Annotated in this window: 18 protein-coding genes; 7 read left to right on the forward strand and 11 right to left on the reverse strand. The window is 63.8% G+C overall.

Annotated elements, in window-relative coordinates:
- Positions 1-177 precede the first annotated feature (177 nt).
- Entirely contained in the window at positions 178-429 is a 252-nt protein-coding gene (locus NAO55_RS07855; protein WP_026006656.1) for a PIN domain-containing protein, read from the forward strand.
- Positions 430-524: 95 nt separating this feature from the next.
- Complete coding sequence (locus NAO55_RS07860; protein ID WP_019407037.1) at positions 525-1,142, forward strand: HAD family hydrolase; 618 nt, start codon at positions 525-527, stop codon at positions 1,140-1,142.
- A gap of 618 nt (positions 1,143-1,760) precedes the next feature.
- Here the strand turns inward: NAO55_RS07860 and NAO55_RS07865 are convergent.
- Genes NAO55_RS07865 through NAO55_RS07880 form a run of 4 tightly spaced genes read right to left on the reverse strand, consistent with a single transcriptional unit; the run spans position 1,761 to position 9,327 of the window.
- The gene (locus NAO55_RS07865) at positions 1,761-2,672 is read right to left on the reverse strand and encodes a restriction endonuclease (protein WP_102838578.1); all 912 of its coding nucleotides are present in this window, start codon (positions 2,670-2,672) and stop codon (positions 1,761-1,763) included.
- 41 nt (positions 2,673-2,713) lie between these two features.
- Positions 2,714-5,896 carry a type I restriction endonuclease subunit R gene (locus NAO55_RS07870; protein ID WP_102838579.1) on the reverse strand — a complete coding sequence of 1,061 codons (3,183 nt, stop codon included), beginning with the start codon at positions 5,894-5,896 and terminating at the stop codon, positions 2,714-2,716.
- The gene (locus NAO55_RS07875; protein WP_102838580.1) at positions 5,897-7,354 is read right to left on the reverse strand and encodes a restriction endonuclease subunit S; all 1,458 of its coding nucleotides are present in this window, start codon (positions 7,352-7,354) and stop codon (positions 5,897-5,899) included.
- Positions 7,351-9,327, reverse strand: coding sequence for a type I restriction-modification system subunit M (locus tag NAO55_RS07880; RefSeq protein WP_102838581.1), 1,977 nt, complete (start codon positions 9,325-9,327; stop codon positions 7,351-7,353). Before NAO55_RS07880 ends, NAO55_RS07875 begins: the two co-directional genes overlap by 4 nt.
- Before the next feature lie 249 nt (positions 9,328-9,576).
- On the opposite strand from NAO55_RS07880, the gene NAO55_RS07885 reads away from it, so the two are divergent.
- The gene (locus NAO55_RS07885; protein ID WP_102838582.1) at positions 9,577-10,191 is read left to right on the forward strand and encodes a LysE family translocator; all 615 of its coding nucleotides are present in this window, start codon (positions 9,577-9,579) and stop codon (positions 10,189-10,191) included.
- 155 nt (positions 10,192-10,346) lie between these two features.
- Positions 10,347-12,566 carry a hybrid sensor histidine kinase/response regulator gene (locus NAO55_RS07890; RefSeq protein WP_102838583.1) on the forward strand — a complete coding sequence of 740 codons (2,220 nt, stop codon included), beginning with the start codon at positions 10,347-10,349 and terminating at the stop codon, positions 12,564-12,566.
- Between the two features lie 66 nt (positions 12,567-12,632).
- Here NAO55_RS07890 and malK read toward each other — a convergent pair whose 3' ends face one another.
- The 3 genes from malK to NAO55_RS07905 form a co-directional block, all read right to left on the reverse strand.
- Positions 12,633-13,748: a maltose/maltodextrin ABC transporter ATP-binding protein MalK gene (gene malK, locus NAO55_RS07895; protein WP_102838584.1), complete on the reverse strand. Its 1,116-nt coding sequence runs from the start codon at positions 13,746-13,748 to the stop codon at positions 12,633-12,635.
- 77 nt (positions 13,749-13,825) lie between these two features.
- Entirely contained in the window at positions 13,826-15,454 is a 1,629-nt protein-coding gene (locus NAO55_RS07900) for an alpha-glucosidase (RefSeq protein ID WP_102838585.1), read from the reverse strand.
- A gap of 147 nt (positions 15,455-15,601) precedes the next feature.
- Positions 15,602-16,150 (reverse strand): sugar O-acetyltransferase, encoded by a 549-nt coding sequence (locus NAO55_RS07905; RefSeq protein ID WP_102838586.1) that lies wholly within the window; start codon positions 16,148-16,150, stop codon positions 15,602-15,604.
- Between the two features lie 165 nt (positions 16,151-16,315).
- Between NAO55_RS07905 and NAO55_RS07910 the strand changes: the two genes are divergently transcribed.
- Positions 16,316-16,939, forward strand: coding sequence for a glutathione S-transferase family protein (locus tag NAO55_RS07910; protein WP_102838587.1), 624 nt, complete (start codon positions 16,316-16,318; stop codon positions 16,937-16,939).
- 3 nt (positions 16,940-16,942) lie between these two features.
- Here the strand turns inward: NAO55_RS07910 and malT are convergent, their stop codons facing one another.
- The 4 genes from malT to malE form a co-directional block, all read right to left on the reverse strand.
- Positions 16,943-19,690 carry an HTH-type transcriptional regulator MalT gene (gene malT / locus NAO55_RS07915; protein ID WP_102838588.1) on the reverse strand — a complete coding sequence of 916 codons (2,748 nt, stop codon included), beginning with the start codon at positions 19,688-19,690 and terminating at the stop codon, positions 16,943-16,945.
- A 93-nt stretch (positions 19,691-19,783) separates the two neighbouring features.
- Positions 19,784-20,674, reverse strand: coding sequence for a maltose ABC transporter permease MalG (gene malG / locus NAO55_RS07920; RefSeq protein WP_003283570.1), 891 nt, complete (start codon positions 20,672-20,674; stop codon positions 19,784-19,786).
- A gap of 10 nt (positions 20,675-20,684) precedes the next feature.
- On the reverse strand, positions 20,685-22,250 hold the full coding sequence (malF, locus tag NAO55_RS07925; RefSeq protein ID WP_180981602.1) for a maltose ABC transporter permease MalF: 1,566 nt from the start codon (positions 22,248-22,250) through the stop codon (positions 20,685-20,687).
- A 67-nt stretch (positions 22,251-22,317) separates the two neighbouring features.
- Positions 22,318-23,505 (reverse strand): maltose/maltodextrin ABC transporter substrate-binding protein MalE, encoded by a 1,188-nt coding sequence (gene malE, locus NAO55_RS07930; protein ID WP_048329814.1) that lies wholly within the window; start codon positions 23,503-23,505, stop codon positions 22,318-22,320.
- Positions 23,506-23,756: 251 nt separating this feature from the next.
- Between malE and NAO55_RS07935 the strand changes: the two genes are divergently transcribed.
- Together NAO55_RS07935 and NAO55_RS07940 are read left to right on the forward strand one after the other, a co-directional pair.
- A complete protein-coding gene (locus NAO55_RS07935; protein ID WP_102838590.1) occupies positions 23,757-25,844 on the forward strand; it encodes an alpha-amylase in 2,088 nt (695 codons plus the stop codon).
- A 56-nt stretch (positions 25,845-25,900) separates the two neighbouring features.
- Positions 25,901-26,992 carry a protein kinase family protein gene (locus NAO55_RS07940; protein WP_102838591.1) on the forward strand — a complete coding sequence of 364 codons (1,092 nt, stop codon included), beginning with the start codon at positions 25,901-25,903 and terminating at the stop codon, positions 26,990-26,992.
- Positions 26,993-26,994: the final 2 nt, after the last annotated feature.

Below are 26,994 nucleotides of genomic sequence, written 5' to 3' on the forward strand. Positions count from 1 at the left end.
CGAGGCCACAAAATGATGGAAATTATGGCTCAGCAATAATTATGGCTGAGCCATAATTCCATATAACCGCAGCGTCACGGAAAAACCGCAATTGTTTACAGCCTGCAATTGACCATGACAGCTGCCCCTCCAATGAGGGGATAGACTAAGTGGGTTAGCTAACTCGGGGCTGTGGAGATGATCGAGGATCGCGCCAATGAGCTGTTCATCAGCGCCGCTAGCATCTGGGAAATCGGCCAAAACGCGATGGGCAAAGCAAGCTTTCAGTTCGATTCAGGAGTACTAAGAAGGTCTCTTCTGGACGGCGACTACAAGGAGCTGTCCGTGACCAGCCGACACGCCATTACGGCTGCGGCCTCGCCTCTCCTTCACAGCGCCCATTTGATCGGATGCTCATCGGACAAGCAGCTTCGGAAGGCTTCATCCTAGTAACCAATAATCATGCTACAGCGAAGTATTCGGGGCCAATCAAGCACGTCGGTTGAATGCGCCAGCCTTCATACCCTGTCGTAACGGGATGTCTAATGACCATACAAGCCGTCATTTTTGATGCTTTCGGGACACTGATAAAGATTCAAGATGGGTCGCATCCGTACCGACAGTTGATGAAGATCGGAAAGGCGCATGGGCGGCGCCCCCGCCCGGACGACGCGTCTTTCCTGATGAAATCTGCGATAACGTTGACGCAAGCCGCAGCGCATTTGGGGATCACTGCAAGCCCTGAACAATTGAGCACTCTGGAAACTGTCCTGGCAGAAGAGATCGCAGCCGTTGAGGCATATCCTGACGGGCTCGAAGCGGTGAAACTGCTCCAAGAGCAAGGCATTCGAATCGGTGTTTGCTCGAATTTGGCTTTCCCGTACCGGCAAGCCGTCCTGCGTTGCTACCCCATGCTAGACGCATATGCGTTTAGCTGTGATTTAGGCGTAATGAAGCCTGAACCCACCATCTACAGTTGGATTTGCGATCAGCTTGGGGCGTCCCCGACCGCATCGTGGATGATCGGTGACTCCCAACGTTGCGACCGAGATGGGCCAACGGCAGTAGGCATCCGAGGCTTTTTTGTTGACCGAAACAGCACCAACGGTGACTGCCCTGAATTGGTTACGTTCGCTCGTAAGGTATTGGCAACCGCGCGTTGAGCGAGCGATGTCAGCCCCATCCATTTTCGCACCTCGCGATTGAAACCTGGAATCACACCAGGCAATCCTGCTCCATGAACCTTGAACCGCAGTCAAAATAAGACCGTAAATTGAGTTGAGGTGATTATGATCGGGTGCCAACGGGAACACCTTAGAAACCCAAGGCGCCTCCCTAGATCATTGGTAACTTCAAACTCAGGAGCGTTTGGCTTCAACGCAGCCTAAACCCAACCGACTGCGGGCAGCTCTACTCGCCAACGCACGCAAAGCCACTCTCACAGATAGGTGAATGCGATGCTTGACAAGGCTCGAAAGGTTCATATACTCGCGCTCACTGTGAGCAATCCAACAAATCAAGGTTTCTTGCATAATGCGCTGAAGCCTTGATTTGGCCGGGATATTGAAGTTTGGGATTCAAATCCCCCCGGCTCCACCAAACACGAAGCCCCGAGAATCTTGCGATTCTCGGGGCTTTTTCTTTGCGGTGTCGAAAGATGGTCGAAGGTCTCAGCAAGCAGCCCTGCGCCTCGACACGCGCCTGAATCTCCACCGGCAATCTTGCGGGCAGGCTGGGCGACACTAACCACGTTCGCGCCGGCCCTCACAGCGCAGGCGTGGTCACTCCTCGGAAAAGTAGTCGCTGTCGATCTGCTTGACCTCATACACCTGCTTGATGCTCACGCCGAGGTTGTGTTCGACCATCAGGCGGGCGAGCTCGATGCCGTCGATCAATACGACCTTGATATCCAGACCGCGCGCCGCATCCTTCGCGCCAGTAGAAAAGTCCGAGGTGGTGATGAATACGCCCTTGCGCGCTCGCTTTCGCGTCAGTGCGCCGATGAACTTGTCGATCTCCGGGCGGTGCACGGTGTTGGCCCAGCGCTTAGCTTGCAGGTAGATCACATCCAGTCCGAGCTTGTCTTCCTTGATGATGCCGTCGATACCGTCGTCGTTGGTGAGCTGAGTCGCTTTGCCGGCCTCCTTTCGCGAACCACCGTAGCCCATGGCGATCATCAGATCGACGACTACCTGCTCGAAGAAGCTCGGCGTAGCAGCCCGAACCTGCGCCAGCAGTTCGTCGGCCAGGGATTGCTGCAACGCCTGATAGGCTTCGGCCAACTGCTCATCCGGTGTGGTTTCGGCTAGATCACCGTCTACAACGGCAGCGGCATCTGTCACCTGCGGTTTAGCCGTATGGAAATCGGCGAATTCCGGAAACTGCTTCAGCCAGCTCACGGTGATTCGCTCCGGTCCAGTTGCAAGCACCTCCCGCCCCCGGTCGGTTATTTGCACCATTCCTTTGTTCGGGATCTTCAGCAGGCCAGCCTTGTTCAGATAGGTTCTGGCCCAGCCCACCCGGTTGTTCATCACGGTCTGATTCCCCGAAGGCAGCCGTTCCTTGCGTTCTTCTTCCGTCAGCTGGAATACATCGGCGATGCGCACGCGCAGGGCGCTAAGCGGCAACGGCACGCCGTCGCCAACCGCCTGCAGCACCGGGCGCATCACACTTTGAAAATCCGGAATTGCCATCCTGAGCATTACTCCTGAGCGCTGTGTAGTTGAAACGAACTTCACAAGCCGGTCGACGAGCGATCCCCGCCAGCCAGCACCTTCAGCATCTTGTAGATCACCAACGCAAACGCCCGGCTCTTGGTCTCGTTATCCAACACTTCGAGCGAGAGCTTCTCGTGATCAGTCATAGCGTCCAGCACGGTATCGATTACCCGTTTTGGCAGCAGCCCGTGCATCACTTGATCTACCGAGTGGTTGTTCACCTGCGCCATCACATCTTCCTGCCGGCTGATGCGATTGGCGATGCCGGTGAGGAACTGCAGCTGGTCCTCATCACTCACCTCGGCGCCGAAGATATCGTTCAGCGCCTCGATGATTTCCGACAGCCGCTTCTTCTCCGGGTCATGGGGTTTGCCGCTGCCCAGTCCCGTGGCCGGATCGAGGCCGTAGTCGCCTTGCTCCTCGCTCAAGCGCAGCTGATGCTCGGCGCGCTTGGTCAGGCGGTAGTGGGTCAGTTGTAGTTCGCCCACGTCCACGTCTTCCTGATCGAGGCGATCCACACGCAGCAGCGGGTGCAGGTGCTTGGCATACACGCACAGTTGCTCCAGCTCGCGATCCTCATAGGGAATGATCTGCGAGAGGAACTCGTACAGGCGCACAAAGCTCTGCAGGTTCTTCTTGAACAGGTCGAGCTGATCCACCTGCTCGCCGGCTTCCTTGACGGCAGCCTCAGCCTTTTTCAGGCCTGCACTGTCGCCGTTCTGCTCGGCGGTACGCTTGAAGTCCAGCGCGTGCTGACGTGACTCCTGGGCCAGCTTGTAACGCTTGGCAAAGCGCTCCTTGGCTGGCGCGCAGTAGTAGCTGAGCTTGCTGGCAGCCGCCTTGGGGTCAAAGAAGGCCAGCGCGAACGCGGTCACCTCCTCCCAGTGGTAAATACCCTCGGCATCCAGCTTCTTCTGCAAGTCATAGATCAGCTGCGGGTCGGTCACGTCGGTCAGCTCGGCCTTGGTGTAGTACGGCAGAAAGGCGTCGAGAATGTCCTGGGCGTCGTTGAAGAAGTCGAGGATGAAGGTCGGCTTGCTGTCGCCAAAGGTGCGGTTCAGGCGCGACAGGGTTTGCACGCAGTCCACGCCCTGCAGCTTCTTGTCCACGTACATCGCGCACAGTTTGGGTTGATCGAAGCCGGTCTGGTACTTGTTGGCGGCGATCATCACGTTGAAGTCCTGGGTGTCGAAGGCTTCCGCCAGATCACGCCCGTTCAGGCCGGGGTTGAGCAGGCTGCTGCTTTCGGTCACCTCTTCGGGGATCACCCCGTCCGGCAGCACGCTGCCGGAAAAAGCCACCAGCGGATGCACATCGTTGTAGCCCATTTCCTTGACGTAGGCCTGCACCGCCAACTGATAACGCACCGCCTCCTGCCGGCTGCTGGTGACCACCATGGCCTTGGCCTGGCCGCCCAGCAGGTGGCGGATATTGGCGCGGAAGTGCTCGACGATCACCTCCACCTTCTGGCTGATGTTGTACGGATGCAGGCGCACCCAGCGCGCCAACTTCATGCGCGCCTTCTTCGAGTCCACTTCCTCGTCGTCGCCGTCCGGGTGGGCGATCTTCCAGGCGGTGCTGTAGGTGGTGTAGTTCTGCAGCACATCAAGGATGAAGCCTTCCTCGATGGCCTGGCGCATGGAATACAGGTGGAACGCCTCGGGCTTGTTGTCGGCGCTCACCGGTAGCGCCGGATTGGCCGGGCGGCCGAACAGCTCCAGGGTCTTGGCCTTGGGCGTGGCGGTAAAGGCGTAGTAGCTGATGCGCTCGTTGGGCGCGCGGGCGGCCACGGCGGCGTCCAGCAGCTCTTCGGCACTGATCTCTTCAGCATCCGCGGCATCGCTGCCGAGAATCTGCTTGAGCTTGCTGGCCGATGAGCCGGTCTGCGAGGAATGCGCCTCGTCGGCGATCACCGCATAGCGGCCGCTGGCCAGCTTGGGGTGCTTGTCCAGCGCATCGAACAGCGCCGGGAAGGTCTGGATGGTGACGATGATGATGCGCGTCTGCTCGGCCAGCGCCTCGGCCAGTTGTTCGGATTTGCTCTGGCTGCCGATGTCGCGGGTGATGCACCTGACCACGCCCTGGGCGTGCTCGAACTGGTAGATGGTGTCCTGCAGCTGCTTGTCCAGCACGGTGCGGTCGGTAATCACGATCACCGAATTGAACAGGCGCTGACCCTCGGCATCGTAGAGCGAGGCCAGCTGATGCGCCGTCCAGGCGATGGAGTTGGACTTGCCGGAGCCGGCGCTGTGCTGGATCAGGTAACGCTTGCCCGGCCCCTCAGCGCGGGTGGTCTCGATCAGCCTGTTGACCACTTCCCACTGGTGGTAGCGCGGGAAGATCAGGGTTTCTTTGGTGACGCGCTTGCCGTCGGCATCCTCTTTCACGCTCTTCTGCAGGTGCAGGAAGCGGCCCAGTACTTTGAGCCAGGCATCGGGCTGGAATAGACGCTGCCACAGGTAACCGGTGGCGTACTGGCTATCGTCCGGCGCAGGCGGGTTGCCGGCACCGCCGTCGAGGCTGCCCAGGTTAAACGGCAGGAAGAAGGTGTCCTTGCCGGCCAGCTGGGTAGTCATCGCCACTTCATCCTGGCTCACGGCAAAGTGCACCAGCGCGCCACGCTTGAAGCTCAAGAGCGGCTCGGGTTTGCGCGTCAGCGGGTCTTTTACCGGGCGGTCGTAGCGGTACTGACGCTTGGCATTTTCCACACTCTGCTTGAACTCGCTTTTCAGCTCCAAGGTGGCGGTAGGGATGCCGTTGACGAACAGCACGAGATCCAGACGCGGGTTGTACTCACCCTCCCGGTAGTGGGGCGAATAGGACACCTCGGGCACCACGCGCAGGCGGTTGCACTGGTAGCGCTTGAGGGTGTCCGGGTTCATGCCGTGGTCGGGCTTGAAGCTGCACGCTTCGATCTTCACCCCCGGCAGCTTGAAGCCATGGCGCAGCACATCGAGGGTGCCGTCCTGCTCCAGCTCGCGCACCAGCTTCTGCACCAGCACATCTTCCGGCTTGTTCGGGTTGGCCTTGGCGAACTTATCCCAACGCTCCGGCCAGGCCTCTTTGAAGTAGCCGAGAAAGTCCTCGGTATACAGCGCCGTGCGCCGGTCATAGCCGCTAGCCGGGCCGGTGAGCCAGCCCTGGGCGACCATGGCGGTGATGATGTCCTGCTGGAATTGAGCTTCCTTGCTGTCCGCCATTTAGTGGGCCTCTGCTACGGCTGATTCGGGGACTTGGGTGCTGTCCGATGGCTGCCAGCCGCGCACATCAATCTTGCCGGTGACGGCGGCGGAGATTAGGGCTGAGCGGCGCTCATTTAACAGCTGGTTGACCTTGAGGGCTTCGCCAACCATTTCATCAATCTCAGAAACCGCTTTATCTAAAAAGATGACTATATCTATCTGCTCTTTTCGTGCTGGCATAGCCAAGAACGAACAATAAAGATCATCATTTGACATGTTAGCTTGAACCGTACCCAACCCCCTCCCTTTCAACTGCCCTCTAAGCTGAGAAGACAGCAAGGTGTATTTTATAAATTGCGCCTCAACTCCAGGTAAAAATATTAGTTTGCCAACACGCTGATTCAGCAAATACGAAACATCCTTGCGACTATCTTTAATAGTCGCTGGAACGGCTAGAAAATCCAATGAGGGACTCATATCTGTCATTGCAATAACCACATCACCCTCACGCAAAGCATAAGCATCGTACTCACTCGAAAAATTATTAGGGAGATATTTTAAATTGTGGTCGAGGTCTATCGCTCCACCCTTCTTAATGTTCCCCATTCGCAATGAAACAACGTCAGAGTATTCAACGTAATCACTGCTTTTAAATGCCATGCCTTGGAAAACTCTCAAAGCCAGCTTGTATCTAATCACGTCCCAATGCGCCGGGACCTCGCCCAGCCACGCCACGCCGGAGTCTTTCATCGGCACCGTCGGGTCGAGGCCTTTGGTGACGGCTTGGGAGATCACGGCCTGGCGCTTTTCCTTGAGCAGTTCGATCAGGCGCTGCTGCTCTTCAATCAGCGCGTCTATGCGGGCGGTTTCGTGGTCGAGGAAGCGGGCGATAGACTCGGCCTCACTGTGATCAGGGACTGCCATCGTCACATTACCAAGTCGCTCCGAATTTAAGATTCGGAGAACATTGCCGGTGGCGCCAACATCAAAAGCCGGTTTCAACGCCTGCATTGCATAAAAGAAAAACCTCCCATTTCCTCTCGAAACAACCGCTGTGATCTGCTGATTGGTGCAAACATCAGAGTCAACAAAGCCAAGCTTCCCAATGGTTCCAATGCAGCAAATTAAGGTTGACCCTCCTTGTACCTTGCGACAGAACCTCCAACCTTGGTCAGTTAAAAATTTAGATGCACGAACAGGCTTGCCAGAGTCATTAAGGTCTTCGGGACGAACCCAAGGCCATCCTTCTTCAGCGTAAATATCCAAGTCATCACTAGGGGGAGTGATGCCTGTAATGAGATCAGCAAAAAATTTGATGCCTGATACTTTCCAGCCCTCCGGAACAGTCCCCAGCCACTCAACCCCGGAATCCTTGTAAGCCGGATACTTCGGAAAATTACTCGGGCTATCCATGCCCTCGCCCTGCGGGCCAACGGCTGAGCCGTCGTTCAAATTTGCTCCCGACAAATTTGTCATGCCGACAGCCCCTCGATCATCTGCTTGATGCGGTCGGTACAGGCTTTCAGATCGCGGTCGATCTCTGCCAGCGGGCGCGGTGGCTGGAATACATAGAAGTGGCGGTTGAAGGGAATCTCGAAGCCGACCACGCCGACTTCGCCGTCCTGCGCATCCGTCTTGCTCTCGTCGATCCAGGCATCCGGCACATGGGGTTTCACTTCGCGCTCGAAGTAGTCGTATACCGACTCACCCAGCGGCACGTTCTCGTTGTCGCGTAGGCCGGCATCGGCTTCCGGCTGGCCTTTGACCAGGCAGATATCCGCCTCGGGGTCGCGCTCGCTCAGGGCGTTGAGGATGGCTTTCAGCTCGGGTGTGCCCGGGAAGACGTTGTGGTCATTGAGCACCTTTTTCAGCAGTTTGCTGAACTGCTCGCGGTTGCGGTGCAGCACGCCGGCGTCCATGGATTGCAGGGCTTCGATCAGGCGCTGGCGGGCCGGCGCTTCCATCTTCTCGATGGCCTTTTCTTCCAGCACCTTGGCGATGCGCTCCGGGCTGGTCTGGAAGTTCAGGCGCAGCGGTCGCTCGACGGTTATGCGCCGGTAGCCGAAGGCTTCAACGGGGAAGATTTTGCTCTGCGCAGTTTCCTCGAAGCGGCCATACAGGCGCACCAGCTCGTCGATCTGCTCTTCAGTGAGGTACTGGCGCTTGCTGCCCAGCGATTTGCGCATCTTGGCAAAGTGCTGGCTGCCGTCGATCAACTGCACCTTGCCCTGGCGCACGGCGGCCTTGTGGTTGCTCAGCACCCACACATAGGTGGCGATGCCGGTGTTGTAGAACATATCGGTGGGCAGGGCGATGATGGCTTCGACCAGATCGTTCTGCAGCAGGTAGCGGCGAATCTCCGACTCGCCCGAACCGGCGCCGCCGGTGAACAGCGGCGAGCCGTTGAGGATGATGCCGATGCGCGAGCCACCTTCACGCGGGTCACGCATCTTGCTGACCAGGTGCAACAGGAACAGCAGCGAGCCATCGGACACACGCGGCAGGCCAGGTCCGAAGCGGCCGTTAAAGCCCTTGTCGGTGTGCTCGTCGGTGATCTGCTTCTGTACCTTCTTCCACTCCACGCCGAACGGCGGGTTGCTGAGCATGAAGTCGAAGCGGCTGTCGGCCAGTTGGTCGTCGGACAGGGTGTTGCCCAGCTTGATGCTGGTGACGTCCTGGCCCTTGATCAGCATGTCCGCCTTGCAAATGGCGTAGGACTCGGGGTTCAGCTCCTGGCCGTGCAGCGACACGGTAACTTGCTGGCTGATGGACTGGATGTACTCGTCGCCCTCGGAGAGGAAGCCGCCGGTGCCGGCCGTCGGGTCGTAGATGGTGACGATGCTGTTGGGCTTGAGCTTGTCGTCCTGCCCGGTGATCACCAGCGAGGTGGTCAGGTGCACGATGTCGCGCGGGGTGAAGTGTTCCCCGGCGGTTTCGTTGGAGCTTTCGGCGAACTTACGGATCAGCTCTTCGAAGATAATGCCCATGCCGAAGTTGCTGATGCGCTCGGGGCTGAGGTCGGTGGCGGCGAAGCGCTGCACCACCTGATACAGCAGGTTGGCGGCGGCGAGTTGCTGCACGAAGTCTTCGAAGTGGAAGTGCTCGAAAATCTCGCGGGCGTCCTTGCTGAAGGACTGCACATAGCTCATCAGGTCGGCAGCGGTCTGGGTGTCGGACAGCGTGCCCAGGGTCAGCTTGGAGGCATTGAAGAACTGCTGCCCGGCCGCGCGCAGCAATAGCCGCTCACGCACTAGATCAGGCCGGCCTTCCTGCGCATAGGACTCACGGATAACCGCTTCCTTGGTCGGCTCCAGCGCGCACTCCATGCGCCGCAGCAGGGTGAACGGCAGGATGATGCGGCCGTACTGCGACTGCTTGAAATCACCGCGCAGCAGGTCGGCAATCGACCAGAGGAAGGCGGCCGTCTGGGAATGGTTTTCCATGTTCACGCAACAGCTCCAAGGGGGATCGGCAAAAGCCGTTACTTTACCCCGACGGGCGTCACAAGGTGAGGGCGATGCAGGCCGGCATCGGGTTGCACGATAGGGCGACACGTTACAGCCGCCGGCCTCCTGAGGAGTGCTGTTTCAATGCCTCTCCACCCCGTCCATATGCAGTTCAATCAACGCCCGGCCTGGGCAGCTTCGATCAATGCTCTATGCTGGTTCATTCCAGCCGCCCCGTAGCAAGGAGTCCCCATGCCCAGCCTCGAATACCTGATTACCTGCCTGGTCGTCGTGCTGATACCTGGCGCGGGAGTGATCTACACGGTTTCGATCGCGCTGGTGCATGGGCGGCGCGCCGGTATCCTGGCCGCGCTGGCCTGTACGCTGGGGATCGTGCCGCATCTGTTGGCGACCATTCTCGGTGTCGCCGCGATCCTGCATTCCAGTGCGCTGGTTTTCGAGACGCTGCGCTACGCCGGTGCTGCGTACCTGCTCTATCTCGCTTACGCGACTTGGCGCGATCGTTCCGCGCTGGCGGTGGGTGGCGATGGTGCGACACTCGACATTCGTTCGCTGGTTGCCAAGGCGCTGCTGGTCAATCTGCTGAACCCGAAGCTGACCATCTTCTTCCTCGCCTTCCTGCCGCAGTTCGTCCGGCCGGGCGCCGGTGACGAGCTTGTGCAGTTGCTCGGGCTCAGTGCGACCTTCATGCTGCTGACCTTTGTCATCTTCGCCATCTACAGCCTGCTGGCGCATGCCTTTCGCAAGGCGGTCATCGAGTCGCAGCGGGTCCAGGCCTGGCTGCGTCGTGGGTTCGCCGCGTCCTTTGCCGGCCTCGGTGCCAATCTGGCGTTGGCCGACCGATAGACGACCAGGCGATAGAGGCCAGATGAGCAGAAACAGCCCAAAGGCTACGGCAACAGCTCGATGACGCCGGCCCACGCTTCTTGCAAGTGACCTGAGTTATGCTGCGGCACGCCCGGCGCCTCAAGCGCTGCGCCTGCATCAGGAACCCTTGCGTCGTGTCGATTCGCTCCCGTCTGGTTTGGCTGGTCATTGCCGTCATCGCCCCGGCACTGGCGTTTGCGCTGTATGGCACCTATGCGGTCTATCGTGCGCAATCGGCCCAGGTCGACCAAGGCATGAAAGAGGTCTCGCGTGCCGTCGCGCTAGCCGTCGATCGCGAGCTGAATCGGTATGCCACGATCGTTTCGACGCTCGCCGCCTCCCCGACCATCATCAGGGGCGACCTGCGCACCTTCCACGAGCGCCTGCAGCAGACCAAACATGCGGTGGGCAGCAGCGTGACGATCTTCGATCCGCAAGGCACGCCCCTGGCTGATACGGACTATGCCTTTGGCACGCCGTTGCCGCGCCTGCCTGATTTTCGCAGATGCAAGACCGCGGCTCAGATCGAGGTCAGCCCGTCGTTCCGCGATCCGGTGAGCGGCGTGCAGAGCATCGCGATCCGCCGCCCGGTGATGCGTGACGGCGAGGTGGTGTATTACCTGGCCATGGAGTTTCCGGTCGCCAACATCGGCGCGCTGTTGGCGCAACAAGCGCTGCCGGAGAAGTGGCTCGGCGTCATCCTGGATCAGGACCACACCGTCGTGGCACGCACACGTGAACCCGACAAGCACGTCGGCCGGCATGCCAGTGCCGATTTCGTCAGTCAGCTGCACGCCTCGTCAAGCATCGATGGGAAAGTGCAGTCCGTCACTCGCGACGCCGTGCCGGTGACGACCTTCTTCAGCCATGCACCAGCGTCCGGTTGGACGGCGTTGATCGCCATTCCGCGCGATGATTTGCTGGCCAGCGCGCTCGCGCCGCTGGGCACCGTCGTGCCGGGCATTCTGGTCGTTCTGGCGTTGGCGATCATACTGGCGATTGCCGTCGGTCGAACCATCACACGACCGCTGGCGCAGCTCGATGACGCCGCCAGCGCCCTGGCGCGAGGCGAGGTGTTCGATCCGCCCAACACCGGAATGAATGAAACCGACCGAACCGCGCAGGTGATGGCCCAGGCCAGCGTGACGATCCACCGCTCCAGCCAGGAGATGGCCCGCAGGGTCAAGGATGCGGTTGCACAGGCCGAGCGCTCGCATCAGGCGCTGCTGCAGGGACAGAAGCTCGAAGCACTGGGCAACCTGACGGCGGGCATCTCCCACGAGTTCAACAACCTGCTGCAAAGCATGACCATGGGCCTGCAGCTGGCCGAAATGCTGACCTCGCACCCGCGCGCCAAGCGTGCCATCGAGGGCTGCCAGCGCTCCGCGAACCGCGCTACGCGGCTGACACGACATCTGATGACCTTCAGCAGAAGCCGCACCGCCGACGCCGAGCAGGTCGACCTGCGCCTGTTGATCCTGGGCATGCACGAGCTGCTCACCGGTGCCCTTCCCAATCGCGTGACGCTGACGCTGGAGCTGCCAGAAGGGGCGTGGCCGGCGGTACTCGATCCGGTGCAATGCGAGCTGGCCATCCTCAACCTTGCGATCAACGCCCGTGATGCGATGCCGGAAGGTGGCCCGCTGGTCATTGCCCTGCATAAGCTCACCCTGGTGCAGGACAATCCGTTCGGCCTGGTGCCGGGGGCCTATCTGTGCGTGGATGTGGAGGATTCCGGCTGCGGCATGAGCCCGGACGTCCAGGCACACGTGTTCGAACCGTTCTTCACCACCAAGCCGGTCGGCGAAGGGACGGGGCTGGGTCTGGCCCAGGTCTATGGTTTCGTCCGCCAGTCCGGCGGGACGGTGTCGCTCCAGAGTGAGGTCGGCAAGGGAACCCGTGTCTCCCTGCTGCTGCCGCGCAGGGAACACGACGCCGCCGCCGCGCTAGAGGATCAGCAGGTGTCCGTGCGCGCCGGGCGCCCGGCGCGGGTACTGGTGGTCGATGATGACGCCGAGGTGCGCGAGGCGATGGTCGCGATGCTCGATGAACTGGGTTATCAGGTCGACGAAGCGCCCTCGGCAGATGAAGCACTGGCGAGGCTGGCCGACCGGCGTCAGCCGACCATCGACATCCTGCTGTCAGACGTGGTCATGCCTGGCCGGCTGGACGGTGTCGGTCTCGCCGAAGAAGTGCAGCGGCTGTATCCAACGATCCCTGTCGTCCTGGCGACCGGCTACACCACGCGGCTCACGGCTGCGTCAGCGTTTCGCGTACTGGCGAAACCGTTCAGCCACCAGGCCCTCGCCGAGACCCTGGCGGAAATCCTCGACTCGAACACGCCCGAGCCATAAGCGTCCGCCCAAGGTGCTGTGATTCCGCCGGTTCCTCTGCTTGCCGTCGGAATCACTCAGACGCACTCAGCCGTAGATCGCCGGCTCCCGATAGTGCCGAGTGCACGCCTCGCCGTTCTCGCGGAACAGGTGGCACTTGTCGGCCTTCAAGCCGGCGGCGAAGGTCTCGCCCTCGGTGACGCGCAGGTTGCCGTCGACGCAGAGGGTGATGACGTCCTGCAGGCGCTCGAGGGTGAGGTAGAGCAGGTTGTACTGGCCCAGGCGCTCGGCGACGGCGATCTGACCGTGGAAGGTGAAGTCGGCTTCTTCCGGCATGACGAAGTGCTCGGGGCGGATGCCGAGGGTGAGCGGGTCGCCTGGGCTGACGTCGCTGCCGTCCACCGGCAGGGTCAGTGGATAGCCGCTGGGCAGTTCGATGGTGACCGCCTCGGGGCTGGCGGAGATGGCGCTCACCTCGACGAAGTTCATCTGCGGCGAGCCGAGGAAGCCGGCGACGAAGCGGTTCTTCGGGTAGTGATAAAGGTGCAGCGGCTGGCCGACCTGGGCGATCTCGCCGGCGTTGAGCACGACGATCTTGTCGGCCAGGGTCATGGCTTCGACCTGGTCGTGGGTCACGTAGATCATGGTGGAGCGGATGCGCTGGTGCAGGCGGGCGATCTCGATGCGCATCTGCACGCGGAGGAAGGCATCGAGGTTCGACAACGGTTCGTCGAACAGGAAAACCTTCGGCTCGCGGACCATGGTGCGGCCGATGGCGACGCGCTGGCGCTGGCCACCGGAAAGATCCTTGGGCTTGCGTTCGAGCAGCTTGTCCAGCTGCAGGATCGCCGCGGCCGCCTCGACGCGGCGCGCGATCTCGCGCTTGTCGACGCTGGCGAGCTTGAGGCCGAAGGCCATGTTCTCCGCTACCGTCATGTGCGGGTAGAGCGCATAGGACTGGAACACCATGCCCACCGAACGATCCTTCGGCGGCAGGTCGTTGACGCGCTGGTCGCCGATCAGCAGATCGCCCGAAGTGATGTCCTCCAGCCCGGCGATCAATCGCAGCAGCGTGGACTTGCCGCAGCCGGACGGGCCGACGAAGACGACGAACTCACCGTCTTCGATATCCAGGTCGATATGCCGGGTGATCGGCGTACCGTCATAACTCTTGCAGATGTCGCGCAGCGTGACACTGGCCATCGTTGTTGTTCTCCGTTGCTGCGATGCACTCGTTTCGATGGCAGCGGCGGGTCATGCCCACCGCTGCCGGCACGCCGTCAATCCGCGAGCCGCACATAGCCGAAGCCATGCGCAGGCAGCCGCGCCCAATGACCGTCGTACTCGGCGAAGCTCGCCGGCACGTCCACCAGCGGCACCGCTTGCGCCGGCAACTCGTAGCTGCGCGGCAGGTCGCCGAGGTTGAACAGGCAGAGCCAGGCTTCCCCGCCCAGCCGGCGCTCGAACACCAGCAGGGCGTCGTCATGGTAGACCATGCGGATGTCGCCCTCGATCAGCAGGGGCTGTTCGCGCCGCCAGCCGAGGAAGCGCCGGTAGCAGTTGAGCATCGAATGCGGGTCGGCATCCTGCGCGGCCACCGACAGCGAGCGGTGCGAATCATCCACCGGCAACCACGGCTGGCTGCCGGTAAAGCCGGCGTGATGCGCCTCGCTCTCCCAGGGCATCGGCGTGCGGCAACCGTCGCGGCCCTTGAATTCCGGCCAGAAGGTGATGCCGTACGGATCGACCAGATCCTCGTAGCGCAGTTCCGCTTCCGGCAGCCCCAGCTCCTCGCCCTGATAGAGGCAGACGCTGCCGCGCAGGGACAGCAGCAGTGCCATCAGCAGCCGGCCGCGTTCTGGGTCGGGCCGACCATTGAGGGCCCAGCGGGTCATCACCCGCACGACGTCGTGGTTGCCCATGGACCAGCAGGACCAGCCATCGGCCAGCTCGCGCTCGATGCCCTCCACCGTGCGGCGGATGTAGGCCGGGCTGCACTGCTCGGTAAGCAGGTCGAAGGAATAGGCCATGTGCAGGGTGTCGCCGCCGCTGGTGTAGGCGGCCATGGTGCGCAGCGATTCGTCGCAGCCGATCTCGGCCACCGACGAAGCGCCGGGGTAACGCTGCAGCAAGGCGCGCAGGCGGCGCAGGAAGGCCAGATTTTCCGGACGGGTCTTGTCGTAGATGTGCCGCTGGTAAGCGTAGGGGTTGTCCACGCGCACGCCGATACTGCCCTCGCGGATCTCCAGGTTCGGCGGGTTGTCGCGCAACTCGAGGTCGTGGAAGTAGAAGTTCGCCGCGTCCAGGCGGAAACCGTCCACCCCGAGCTTGAGCCAGAACTCCATGTCGTCGAGCAGCTGTTCCTGTACGGCCGGGCAATGGAAATTCAGGTCCGGCTGGCTGGATAGGAAATTGTGCAGGTAGTACTGCCGGCGCCGGCTGTCCCAGCTCCACGCGGGGCCGCCGAAAACCGAGAGCCAGTTGTTCGGCACGGTGCCGTCCGGCTTGGGGTCGGCCCAGACGTACCAGTCGGCCTTGTCGTTGTCGCGGCTGGAGCGGCTCTCCACGAACCAGGGGTGCTGATCCGAGGAATGGTTGAGCACCTGGTCGATCAGCACGCGCATGCCACGCTCGTGGCAGGCTTCCACCAGCCGGACGAAATCATCCAGCGTGCCGAACAGCGGGTCGACGCCGCGGTAGTCGGCCACGTCGTAGCCGAAATCCTTCATCGGCGAGGTGAAGAAGGGCGACAGCCAGATGGCGTCGACGTTGAGGCTGGCGATGTAGTCCAGCTTGTGCAGCACGCCGGGCAGGTCGCCCACGCCATCGCCGTTGCTGTCGAAGAAGCTGCGCGGGTAGACCTGATAGATCACCCCGCCGCGCCACCAGTTCTGAAGTTGCTCGGACATACCACGTACCTTGAGTGAGCGTGAAGACGGGGCCACTCTAGGTGCGGCAAGCGGTCGCAACATCCTCCGGCGGCCGGAGGGCGCAGGCGTAACAGCCGGGCGTAGCTGGCCTGCCGAGCGAGGGCGTAGAGCGGCCCAGCGAGCCGGTCAGCGCACCCGCGCCGGGTTGCCGACCACGGTGGCGCCAGCCGGCACGTCGCGGGTGACCACGCTGCCGGCACCGATCACCGCATCGTCGCCCACCGTCACACCCGGGAGGATGATCGCCCCGCCACCGACCCAGACATTACGGCCGATATGGATCGGCCGGCCGAACTCCACACCCGAACGGCGCGCCTCTGGATCACGCGGATGGTCGGCGGTGTAGAGCTGCACCGCCGGGCCGATCTGCGTACCGGCTCCGATATGCACCTCGACCACATCGAGAATCACGCAGTTGAAGTTGAGGAAAGCACCCTCGCCCAGATGGATGTTGTAGCCGTAGTCGCAGTGGAACGGCGGCCGGATCACCGAACCGGCACCGACCGAGGCCAGCCGCTCGGCCAGCAACGCCCGGCGCTCGTCCGGCGAGGCTGCCAGCGCTGCGTTGTAGCGCACCATCCAGGCCTTGGCCGCGGCCTGGTCGGCGAGGATTTCCGGGTCGCCTGGGTGGTACAGCTCGCCCGCCAGCATCTTCTGTTTCTCACTCATCGCCATGGCAACGCCTCCTTCGCTGAAAGCCCGAGGGTGCCACAGCGCCCGCCGCGCCTTCCTCCTCCCTGACGGTAGCGAGCGGATGAGACGATCGACGGTTGCGCCTTCGCATTAACCGACCGGCTCGGCTAGGGTTGTTGCTCCCCTACCCCGTCCGGAGCACTGCCTGTGAAACTGATCGGTCGCTACATGTCGCCTTTCGTCCGCCGCGTCGGCATCAGCCTGCACCTGTTGGACATACCGTTCGCCAACGAGCCCCTCAGCGTTCTGACGGATAGTCTGAAGATCCGCGAGTACTCGCCGCTGGGTCGAGTGCCCGCCTTGGTGCTGGACGATGGCCGGGTGCTGATCGACAGCAACGCCATCCTCGACCATTTCGATCAGCAGGCGGGCGCCGAGCGAGCGCTACTGCCGCTGTCCGGCGCCGAGCGTAGCGAGGCGATGAGCCTGCTGGCCTTCGCCGTCGGTGCCTGCGAGAAAACCGTGGCGGCGTGCTACGAACGCGATCGTAGGCCGGAAGGGCTGGTGTGGGACGATTGGTACCGCCATTGCGAAGACCAGGCGCGTGGCGCGCTGGCCTTGCTGGACGCACGCCAGGCCGAGCGCGGCGAGCGGCCCTTGCTGGGCGAACGCATGAGCCAGGTGGATGTCAGCGCGGTGGTCGCCTATGACTTCGCCCGCCTTACCCTGCCCGACACGCTGGCGCCGGACGGCGCATTTCCCCACCTGGCCTCAGCGTCTCGGCGCGCCAACGCCCTGCCCGCCTTCGCTCAGACGCAGTGGAAGGGCTGAGCGTCAGTCCCCCTGAATCTTGCTCAGCAGGTCGCGCGCCAGCTGCACCGCCTCACTGCGATGGGTGATGTTGAGCTTCTGGTAGAGGCTGCGGATGTGCGTCTTGATGGTGGTCGGCGCGACGTTCAGGTGATCGGCGATCTGCTCGTTGGACTGCCCGGCGTGGATCAGGCTCAGCACCTGCCATTCGCGCCGGGTCAGCGGCGAACGGCGGATCAGCTCGGGCACGTCGGGGCGGTTGATGATGTCCTGGATCACCGCCTCGTCCAGCGTGATGCGAATGGCGCGGCTGAAATCGCGCTGCTGCTGCGCCAGCTGGATCAAGCGCGCGGCGCGCTGGGCCTCGGCTTCATCGAGGGTGCGCTCGTGCAGCAGGCACTTGAGCATGCCGATGATCGGCTTGCCGACGCGCAGGAAGCTGCCGATCGCGCCACTGCCGCTGGCCAGGGTCATGGCTCGCTGCAGGTGGTCCAGTGCCTGCTGGCGCTCCTCGCGCAACCAGTGCAGCTGCGCCAGGAGGATGTGGTTGCGGTTGCGATCCATCTCCAGGCCGTGGCGCTCGGCGTCGGTCAGCAGCTGGCGCAGGATCGGCAGCGCGCGCTCCAGCTGCCCGAGCGCCAGGTGGGCACGGGCGTGGTTGCGTGCATTGAGCTGGGCGAAGTGGTTGGCGCCGCCGCCCACCGGCGGGGCACTGAGCAGCCACTGGCGGATCGCCTCGCGATCCTGGCTGGAGTCCCAGTAGGCGAGCATGATCGCGTGGGCATTGGCCAGCCAGTCGATGTGGTAGCGGTCGTCGGCGAGCATCGTCTGCAGCTGAGCGATGTAGTCGGCGCAGGCGTGTTGCTGGCCGCGGGCGTAGGCGACGCCGGCCAGCAGCGCGTAGCTCTGCAGGCGCCAGCGTGGGTCGTCCAGTTCGTCGAGTATCTGGATACCCTGCAGCGCGCACTGCTCGGCGGCGTCCAGCTGGTGCCATTCCAGCAGCACCTGGCCGCGCACCCGGTAGATGAACTCGACGATGGGCGTGGCTTGCAGGTTCTGCTGCTCGATGTACTGGATGGCGCGCTCCTGCAGGGTATAGGCCTTCTGCAGATGCCCTTGGGCGATGGCGATTTCCGACAGCTGGCCGAGGCTCCAGACCACCAGGTGCGAGGCGTTGATCTCCCGCGCGCGGCGCTCGGCTTCCTCGTACTGCTTCTGCGCCTGCGGCAGTTCGCCCTGGACGAAATGCGCCTCGGCCAGGCCCGACATCGCCGCTACCCGTGAGGTGCGCATGATCAGCGGCTCGCGGGTCAGCGCCTCCTGGGCCAGGGCGACGGCGCGCTGCTCGTCGCCCTGGTTCATCGCGACCTGGGCGCGGACTGCATTGAACTCGCAGACGATGCGCGCCCAGTCCTGCTCGGAGCAGCTGCGCTGCAGCGCCAGCTCGCCGGCCTTGAACCAGCGCTCGACGTGATCGAACTGATAGGAGTTCTGCGACACCCACGCCTGCAGCAGGGTGAGCAGTGGCGAGCCGGCGATCACCGCTTCCGGCAGGGTTTCCAGGCACTGTTGCAGCAACCCGAGACGACCCTGGCGATAGAACGCCCGGCCGTGGCGCTGCAGGATCTCGTCGACCTGCTGCGGGTCGCCGGCCTGTACGGCATGGCGCGCAGCTTCCTCGGGCATGTTCTCGGCCAGCAGCGCGGAGGCTGCACGCAGGTGCAGCTGGTTGACCCGCTGCGGCTGGTGGGTGCGCAGCTCGCCCTGCAGGAACACGGCGAACAACGGGTGATAGCTGTACCAACGGCGCAGGCTGTCCAGCGGCTGGATGAACAGGCCGCCACGCTCGAGCCGTTCGAGCATCTCGCGGCCGTGACAGGCCTCGGTCAGACGATCGGCCAGGGCGGCGTCGAAGCGGTCGAGCAGGCAGGTCGCCTCGAGAAAACCGCGCAGGTCATCGGGCAGCCCCTCGATCACCTGTTCGCGCATGTAGTCGCGGATGTCCGGGTGGCCGAGCTGCAGGTTTTCCAGGAACAGGTCCATGCCGCGGCTGGTCTGCACTTCCTGCAAGGCCAGCTGCAGCGCGCAGGGCCAGCCACCGATGCGGCGGTTGAGACGCTCGACCTGCTCGCGATTGATGCTCACCGGCACGCCCAGCTCCAGCAGCGCCTGCACTTCATCATCCTCGAAGGCCAGCTGGCGCGCGTCGAGCAGCAGCAGCTGATGCTTGACCCTCAGCTCGGCCACGCCCAGTTCGGGCAGGCGTCGGCTGCACACCAGCAGGGTCATCCAGCTCGGCATATGCCGCAGGAAGAAGCGCAGGCCGGCGATCAACTCGGCGTCGTGCAGCACCTCGAACTCGTCGAGCACGATCAGGATCGCCTCGTGCTCGCCCGGCAGTTCGGCCAGCAACTGGGTGAACAACGCATCCAGCGATACCCGGCCCTGCTCGGCCAGCGCCACTGCCAGCGGACAGCCGGCGTCCAGCTGGCGGTCCAGCGCCTGGGTCAGGTAGCGACCGAACTGCAGCCCCAGGTTGTCGCTGGCATGCAGCTGGAACCAGGCGATACGCCCATCGAAGGCCCGCGCCCACTGCGCCGCCAGGGTGGTCTTGCCGAAACCGCTGGCGGCATGCAGCACCGCCAGGCGCACCTGCGGCAGGCGCTGCTGCCACTCGTCCAGGCGCGGCCGTTCGAGCAGGCCCGGCGGCAGCATGGGGATCGCCAGCTTGGTGGGTATCAATGGCAGTAGAGGTGGCATCGCGGCATTCATGGACGGTTCCCTGTTCTTGTTCTTGTCGTGGCCTGGCGCACCGGTTCGCACCGTTCCCGCTCCCCGGTTCCGCGCCTCGTTCAACTCAGGTGGTCAGCCCTTCACCCCGCCGGCGGTCAGGCCACCGACGATCCACTTCTGGCAGTAGAGGAACACGGCGGTGATGGGCAGACCGGAGAGTACCGCGGCGGCGGCGAAGTCGCCCCACAGGTAGTTCTGCGGGTAGAGGTACTGCTGCGCGCCGACGGAAAGGGTGAGCTTGTCCACGTCCATCAGCAGCACCGAGGCGATGGGGTATTCGGTGACGCTGGTGATGAAGGCGAGGATGAACACCACCGCCAGGATCGGCACGCTCATCGGCAGCAGGATATGGAAGAACGCCTGCCAAGTGGTCGCCCCATCGACGATGGCAGCCTCCTCCAGCGAGGCGTCGATGCTCTCGAAGTAGCCCTTGATGGTCCAGATGTGCAGCGCCATGCCGCCCAGCGAGGCGACGATCACCGCGCCGTGGCTGTTCACCCCGAGCCAGCTGACGTGCTGGCCGAGCTGGTCGAACAGGGCGTAGATCGCCACCAGCGAGAGCACCGGCGGGAACATCTGGAAGATCAGCATGCCTTTGAGGATCGGCGCCTTGCCGCCGAAGCGCATGCGCGCGAAGGCGTAGGCGCTGGTGGTCGACAGGAGCAGGATCAGCGCCGAACTGACCAGGGCGATCTTCACCGAGTTCCACAGCCACAGCAGCACCGGGAACGGCGGGTTCGTCACGCTGCCGTCCTCGTGGGTGTAGGGAATGCCGAGGGCCAGCGACCAGTGTTCCAGCGTCGGGTTCTCGGGAAACAGGCTGCCGGTGGCGAAGTTGCCTTCGCGAAAGGAGATCGACACCACCATCAGCAGCGGGAAGAGGATTGCCGCGACGAAGGCCAGCAGCGCCGCGTGGGTCGCCCAGAGCCGGTAACGCGCGGATTTCGGTTGCACCATGGCCATGACCGTCTCCTTATACCTTCACTTTCGAGAGTTTGAGATTCAGCAGCGCCATGGCACCGACGAGGATGAAGATCATCGTGGCGATGGCCGCAGCCAGGGCGAAGTCCTGCCCGGAATCCTGGAAGGCAATGCGGTAAGTGTAGCTGACCAAGAGATCCGTGGTGCCGGCCGGCGTGGTCGCGCCGATGATGTCCGGGCCACCGCGGGTCAGCAGGGTGATCAGCACGAAGTTGTTGAAGTTGAAGGCGAAGCAGGCGATCAACAGCGGCATCAGCGGCTTGATCAGCTGCGGCAGGGTAATGCGCAGCAGGTTGTCCAGCGGACTGGCGCCATCGATCGCCGAGGCCTCGTACTGATCCCGCGGGATAGCCTGCAAGAGGCCCATGCACAGCAGCAACATGTAGGGGTAGCCGAGCCAGGTGTTGACGATGAGGATCATCGTGCGTGCCAGGGTCGGGTCGCTGAACCAGTCCGGGCGGATGCCGAACAGCCCCTCGAGCAGCAGGTTGATCTCGCCGAAGTTCTGGTTGAACAGGCCGCGGAACACCAGGATGGAAATGAACCCCGGCACCGCGTACGGCAGGATCAGCATCAGCCGGTAAAAGGCCTTGCCGCGCACCAGCTCCCATTGCAGCAGGCTGGCCAGCACCAGCCCCACGGCGAGGGTGAAGACCACGGTGAGCCCGGCGAAGGCGAAGGTCCAGGCGAAGATCTGCACGAAGGGTTCACGGATGCTCGGCTCACTCAGCACCCGGGTGAAGTTGGCGAAGCCGGCGAACACGGTGAAGCCCGGCGGCACCGCTTTGCCCGTCTCGTCGACATAGAAGCCGCGCTCCATGTCGGCGGTCAGACGAGTACCGCTGCGGGTATCGACCAGCACGCCGGGGCCATCCTTACTGTAGACGGGTTCGACGGCGGCGACTTCACGCAATCCGTACAGCCGCAGCAGGCTGCCGTCCGGCACCTGCATGACCCATTGTTCCAGCGCCTTGCGCCGCTGAATCACCTCGCGCAGCGGCAGCGCCTCGCCCAGCCCTTCGACGTCCTCGGCCGGCTGCAGCGTCAGCGGTGCTTCCGCATCCGGCTCGCCGGTCAGCGGCGAGCTGACGAACACGCCCTGCTCGCCCTTGTCCACCCGCAGCCGCTCGCCATCGGGGCTCGGGTGCAGGGTGAAGCGAAAACGCTCGCCGGCCAGGTAAGTCTGGCTCAGGTGGTACTGCTCCACCTGGGCCAGGCTCAGCAGGTTGCTGCCACTGTAGTTGGTAAAGCCGATGCCCACCGTGTACAGCAGCGGAAAGATGACGAACACCAGCATCCCGGCCACCGACGGAAAGATGTAGCGCTGCGCGTACATCCTCCGGTTGATGAACAGGTAGCTGGCGATTCCGGTCACCACCAGCCCGAGCAGGGCGAAGGCCATCTGCCCCTGCACGTAGAGCGCGACCACCAGGTACAGCGCGAAGGCATTGAAGGTCAGCCACGCCAGCCAGCGCAGGCCGTTGGTCAGGGAGCGGGGCAAGCCCCGGGAGGTCGTACGGGTCATGGCTGGGCTGGGCAACTCGGCACGGGCATTCACGGGAGCGGAACCTTTGAGAACGGAGCATAGTCCGCCGGCGCGCCCGAGGCGGCGGCCGGCGACGGGTTCATCGGGTGATGCGCTTGGCGGCATCGTCCAGGGCGGCGTCGACATCCTGCCGGCCGGAGGTGATGTTGGTCAGCGCGGCGGCCATGGACGACCAGAACGCACCCATCTCCGGCACGTTGGGCATCGGCTGGCCCATCTGCGCGTTCTCGAAGGTCGCCTTGATGTGCGGATTGCTGGACAGCTCTTCCATGTAGGCGGTGTTAGCCACCGCACCCAGCGGCACGTCGGCGTTCACAGTCTTCAGGCCGTCGACCTCGAGCAGGTAGTTCTCGAGAAACTCCACGGCCAGGTCCTTGTTCGGGCTGGCGGCGTTGAGCAGCGCGGCGGCGACGCCGACGAAAGGCTTGCCCGCCTCGCCATCGATGGCGGGGATCGGCGCCACGCCGAAATCGATGCCGCTCTTCTCGATGTTCGACCAGGCCCATGGGCCGCTGATCATCATCGCCGAGTCACCCTTGTTGAAGGCTGCCTCGGCCACGCTGTAATCGGCACCCTTGGGCATCACGCCCTTGTCGATCAGCTCACGCAACACCTTGGCACCGGCCTTGGCGCCGGCGTTGTTGACCCCGGTGGACTTGACGTCGTAACCGCCGTCGGTCTGCTCGAACACGTAGCCGCCCTTGGCCGAGAGCAGCGGCCAGGTGAAGTAGGTGTTGTTGTAGTCCCAGAGGATGGCGCGCTTGCCCTGCGGGGCGAGCGTCTCGTTCAGCGCCAGGACGTCGTCGAAGCTCTTGGGCGGAGTATCGACCAGGGCCTTGTTGTAGATCAGGCCGATGGTTTCCACCGAGATCGGGTAGCCCCACAGTTTGTTGTCGTAGGTCACCGCCTGCCAGGAGAAGTCGGCGATACCGGACTTGGTCTCGGCGCTGGGTGTGACCGGGGTGAGCAGGCCGCTCTTGGCCCACTCGCCGATACGGTCGTGGGCCCAGATGAAGATGTCCGGGCCGTTGCCGGTGGCCGCCGCCTGCTGGAACTTGTCGGTGGCGCTGTCCGGGTGGGCCACTTCCACCGGAATACCGGTCTCGGCGGTGAACCGCTTGCCAACCTCTGCCAGGCCCTTGTAGCCCTTGTCGCCGTTGATCCAGACGACCAGCTTGCCTTCTTCGATCGCTGCCAGCGCCGGCAGCGGCAGGCTGAAGGTGGCCGCCAGGCCGACAGTGGCGATACACCAGAATTTCTTGTTCATGCTTCGCTTTCCTCGTGGCTTCTTATTAGTTGTTCCACCTGCTGCCGGCCTGAGGCTCTGACAGTCGCTCCATCCTCGGCGCGTCCCGTGCCATCTACATCCTCCCCCTCCAGGAGGCGGAGGGCGTAGATGTGGGGCGTAGGCAGTAGCCCGCAAGCGCACAAAATACGCCATCAGCCTAGCGCTTACGCCTATACCTGGCAGCCAACGCGCAGTCAAATGTGGCAAAAAAGCATAATGGAGCCACTTCGATGCGTGCCCACCGCCTACCCGCCCTGTCGCTGCTGCTCGGATTCACCCTAGCGCTGCCCGTACTGGCCGATCCCGAGCTGGCTGCCCGGCTGGATGGCCAGCCGCTGCCGTTGAACTGGAATACCCTGGCCAGCGACCGCTACGACATCGAGCTCAGCCTCGCGCCCGGCCAGTTGCAGTTGCGCATGCCCCAGGCCAGTGGCGAGGCCGTGGCCCTTGCGCCCTTTCGCCGTCAGCCGCTTGGCACAGACAGCATTTACCGCTACGAAGTGCCTGAAGCCGGACGCTATCGGCTGATCGTCGAGACCGGCGCCGCGCCGGCCCTGCGCCTGCTGCCGATCAAGGCCGCCGAGCCGCAGGCAGCCACCGCGGTCTGCAAGCCATGGGAGGGCGGCGCAGTGGAGGTGACCGTTGGCGAGGTGTTCCGCGACGGCGAGACCCTGCGCGACGCACTGTCCGGCGCCACGGCGGTGGTCCGCGACGGCCGGGTCAGGCTGCAGCCCGCCGCCGGCAGTGACGGTCTGCTGCTGCTCGAACGCGCCGAAGCGCCCGAGCAGCCGGTCGCACGCGACTGGCGCAACGCGATCGTCTACTTCGTGCTCACCGACCGCTTCGCCAATGGCGACCCAGGCAACGACCGCAGCTATGGCCGCGCACCGGATGGCGCCGAGGAGATCGGCACCTTCCACGGCGGCGACCTCAAGGGGCTGACCGAACGGCTCGACCATATCGCCAGCCTCGGCGTCGACGCGCTGTGGATCAGCGCACCCTACGAGCAGATCCACGGCTGGGTCGGCGGCGGTGATCGCGGCGACTTTCGCCACTACGGTTACCACGGCTACTACGCGCTCGACTTCACTCAGCTCGACGCCAACATGGGCAGCGAAGACGACCTGCGCGCGCTCATCAGCGCGGCCCATGCCCGCGGCATCCGCGTGCTGTTCGACGTGGTGCTCAACCATCCCGGCTACTCGACCCTGCAGGACATGCAGCAGCTCGGCTTCGGTGCCCTGCGCGACGGCATGGCCGAGTACCTGCCCGAGCAGTGGACAACCTGGCAGCCGGAAGCCCACGAGAATCTGCACGCCTACCACAACCTGGTGGACTACGAGCATCCGAGCTGGGCCGCCTGGTGGGGTCGCGACTGGGTGCGGGCGGGCATCGCCGACTACGACACGCCACCCAGCGCCACGGTCGATCCGCTCAAGGGCTCGCTCGCCTTCCTGCCAGATTTCCGCACCGAATCCGAGGCGGTCGTCGCGCTGCCGGAGTTTCTCGCGCACAAGGCGCAGACCCGAGCCGAGCCGCGCGAGGGCTACCGGGTGCGCGATTACCTGATCGAATGGCTGACCGGCTGGGTGCGCGAGTTCGGCGTCGACGGCTTCCGTGCCGACACCGTCAAGCATGTCGAACCCTCGACCTGGGCCGAGCTGCGCGTGGCGGCCGAGCGCGCCCGCGCTGACTGGGCCCGCGCCAACCCGGACGATCCCATGGCCGACGAACCGTTCTGGATGGTCGGCGAAGTGTTCGGTCACGGCCCCGAGGCCAGCGACTATCTCGACCAGGGTTTCGATGCGCTGATCAATTTCGACTTCCAGAAGCAGGCCGTAGCCGCCAGCGACTGCCTGGCTGCCGCCGAGCCCAGTTACGCCGACTATGCCAGGCGCCTGGCCGAAACGCCCGGGCACAACCTGCTGAGCTATGCCTCGTCGCATGACACCGCGCTGTTCAACCAGCTGGCCAAGGGCGACCTGGCGCGTCAGCGCGGGCTCGCCACCGCCCTGCTGCTGGCGCCCGGCGCGGTGCAGGTCTACTACGGCGACGAAAGCGCCCGCGCCTTCGGGCCCACAGGTTCGGACCCCTTCCAGGGCACGCGCAGCCCGATGAACTGGGACGAGCACGAGCGCCCGGAGATCGCCGGTCTGATCGATTACTGGCAGCGGGTCGGCCAGTTCCGCGCGCGCCATCCGGCGATCGGTGCGGGTACGCATCGACTGCTGTCGTCCGGCCAGCCCTATGCCTTCGCCCGCACGCTCGGCGACGACCGCATCGTCGTCGTGCAGGCCGGTGCATCGCTCACCCCCTGAATGTCCCGTCCCGGGCCGCAGCCCGGGACGCAGCCGCCCCCTGCCTGGAGCCCGCAATGAACGCAACCCTGAACCCGCGCCAGCAGGCGCAGCTGGCCTTTGTCGCCAGCGGAGCGGAACTGCAAGTCGGCCAGCCGCAGGACTGCCCGTTGCCGCTGGCCACGCTGGTCGCCACCGACGGCAGCGAATCCTATGTCAGTCGCACGCTGTCCGGCGGGCTCACCGCCCACGTCTACCGGATCGAAGCCGCAGGCCGTAGCTGGACGCTCAAGCGCGCCCGCGAGCGCTGCCTGGTGCAGAACGCCGATGGCCAGACCTCGTTTCTCAACGAGGTCCAGCGGCGCGCCGACCTGCGCGCGCTGAAGGCCCGGCCCGAGCTGGCCGAGCCGCTCGCCGGGATCGTCGACACCTGCTATGCGAGTTTTCGTCACGGCGTGCTGCTGTCGCCCTGGATCGACGGCGAGGTCGTCGGCGACTGGGATGAAACGCGCCTGGCAGACCTGTTCGACTGCGTCATCACGCTCGCCTCGGCCGGCCTGTTCGAGTGGGACCTGTGCCCCGGCAACGTACTCGACGACGGCCGCATCCGGCTGTTCGACTTCGGCTACCTGTACCGCTTCGATCCGCTGCGCGAGTTCAACAGCGATGGCCTCGCCTGCCCGGGCTTCCACCCGGTCGAGCGTTTCGAAACGAGGCAGTTCTTCGCCTGGCTGCTCGGCCAGGAGGCACTCGGCAGCGCCCGTGCGCTGGCGGCGTTCCGCCTGGAGAAGGCGATCGCCCTGGACCGCTACCGGCGCTGGCGGGCCGAACTGGCCGGCCGCGGCGCCAGTCCGGCCGTGCTCGAACGGCTGGACCGGCTGATCGACAGCTGGCGCACCGCCCTTGCCGGCTCGGCCGAGGCGCTCTACCTGCGCGAGGCCTGGCGCTCGCATCGCCTCGACCTGGCCGACGATCTCGACGGCCAGACCTGCACGCCGCAAACACTGCAGCGCCTGGCCTGGCTCAGGGAAACGGTTGGCGCACGCCACGCCGACCTGCTCGCCGCCGACGCCCTGGCCCATGACCGGGCCCCGCAACGCGCCGCCCTGCTCGACGAGCTGCGCCGCGCCGAAGCACAGGCCATCGGCTGGCAGGTGCCGCGCGCCTAGGC

Origin of the sequence: Stutzerimonas frequens (assembly GCF_024448335.1) — a bacterium.
Taxonomy (GTDB): Bacteria; Pseudomonadota; Gammaproteobacteria; order Pseudomonadales; family Pseudomonadaceae; genus Stutzerimonas; species Stutzerimonas frequens.

Coding starts and splice junctions, on each gene's coding strand:
- NAO55_RS07855 (WP_026006656.1), top strand. CDS start 178: ATGATCGAGGATCGCGCCAATGAGCTGTTCATCAGCGCCGCTAGCATC.
- NAO55_RS07860 (WP_019407037.1), top strand. CDS start 525: ATGACCATACAAGCCGTCATTTTTGATGCTTTCGGGACACTGATAAAG.
- NAO55_RS07865 (WP_102838578.1), bottom strand. CDS start 2,672: ATGGCAATTCCGGATTTTCAAAGTGTGATGCGCCCGGTGCTGCAGGCG.
- NAO55_RS07870 (WP_102838579.1), bottom strand. CDS start 5,896: ATGGCGGACAGCAAGGAAGCTCAATTCCAGCAGGACATCATCACCGCC.
- NAO55_RS07875 (WP_102838580.1), bottom strand. CDS start 7,354: ATGACAAATTTGTCGGGAGCAAATTTGAACGACGGCTCAGCCGTTGGC.
- NAO55_RS07885 (WP_102838582.1), top strand. CDS start 9,577: ATGCCCAGCCTCGAATACCTGATTACCTGCCTGGTCGTCGTGCTGATA.
- malK (WP_102838584.1), bottom strand. CDS start 13,748: ATGGCCAGTGTCACGCTGCGCGACATCTGCAAGAGTTATGACGGTACG.
- NAO55_RS07900 (WP_102838585.1), bottom strand. CDS start 15,454: ATGTCCGAGCAACTTCAGAACTGGTGGCGCGGCGGGGTGATCTATCAG.
- NAO55_RS07905 (WP_102838586.1), bottom strand. CDS start 16,150: ATGGCGATGAGTGAGAAACAGAAGATGCTGGCGGGCGAGCTGTACCAC.
- malT (WP_102838588.1), bottom strand. CDS start 19,690: ATGAATGCCGCGATGCCACCTCTACTGCCATTGATACCCACCAAGCTG.
- malG (WP_003283570.1), bottom strand. CDS start 20,674: ATGGCCATGGTGCAACCGAAATCCGCGCGTTACCGGCTCTGGGCGACC.
- malE (WP_048329814.1), bottom strand. CDS start 23,505: ATGAACAAGAAATTCTGGTGTATCGCCACTGTCGGCCTGGCGGCCACC.
- NAO55_RS07935 (WP_102838590.1), top strand. CDS start 23,757: ATGCGTGCCCACCGCCTACCCGCCCTGTCGCTGCTGCTCGGATTCACC.
- NAO55_RS07940 (WP_102838591.1), top strand. CDS start 25,901: ATGAACGCAACCCTGAACCCGCGCCAGCAGGCGCAGCTGGCCTTTGTC.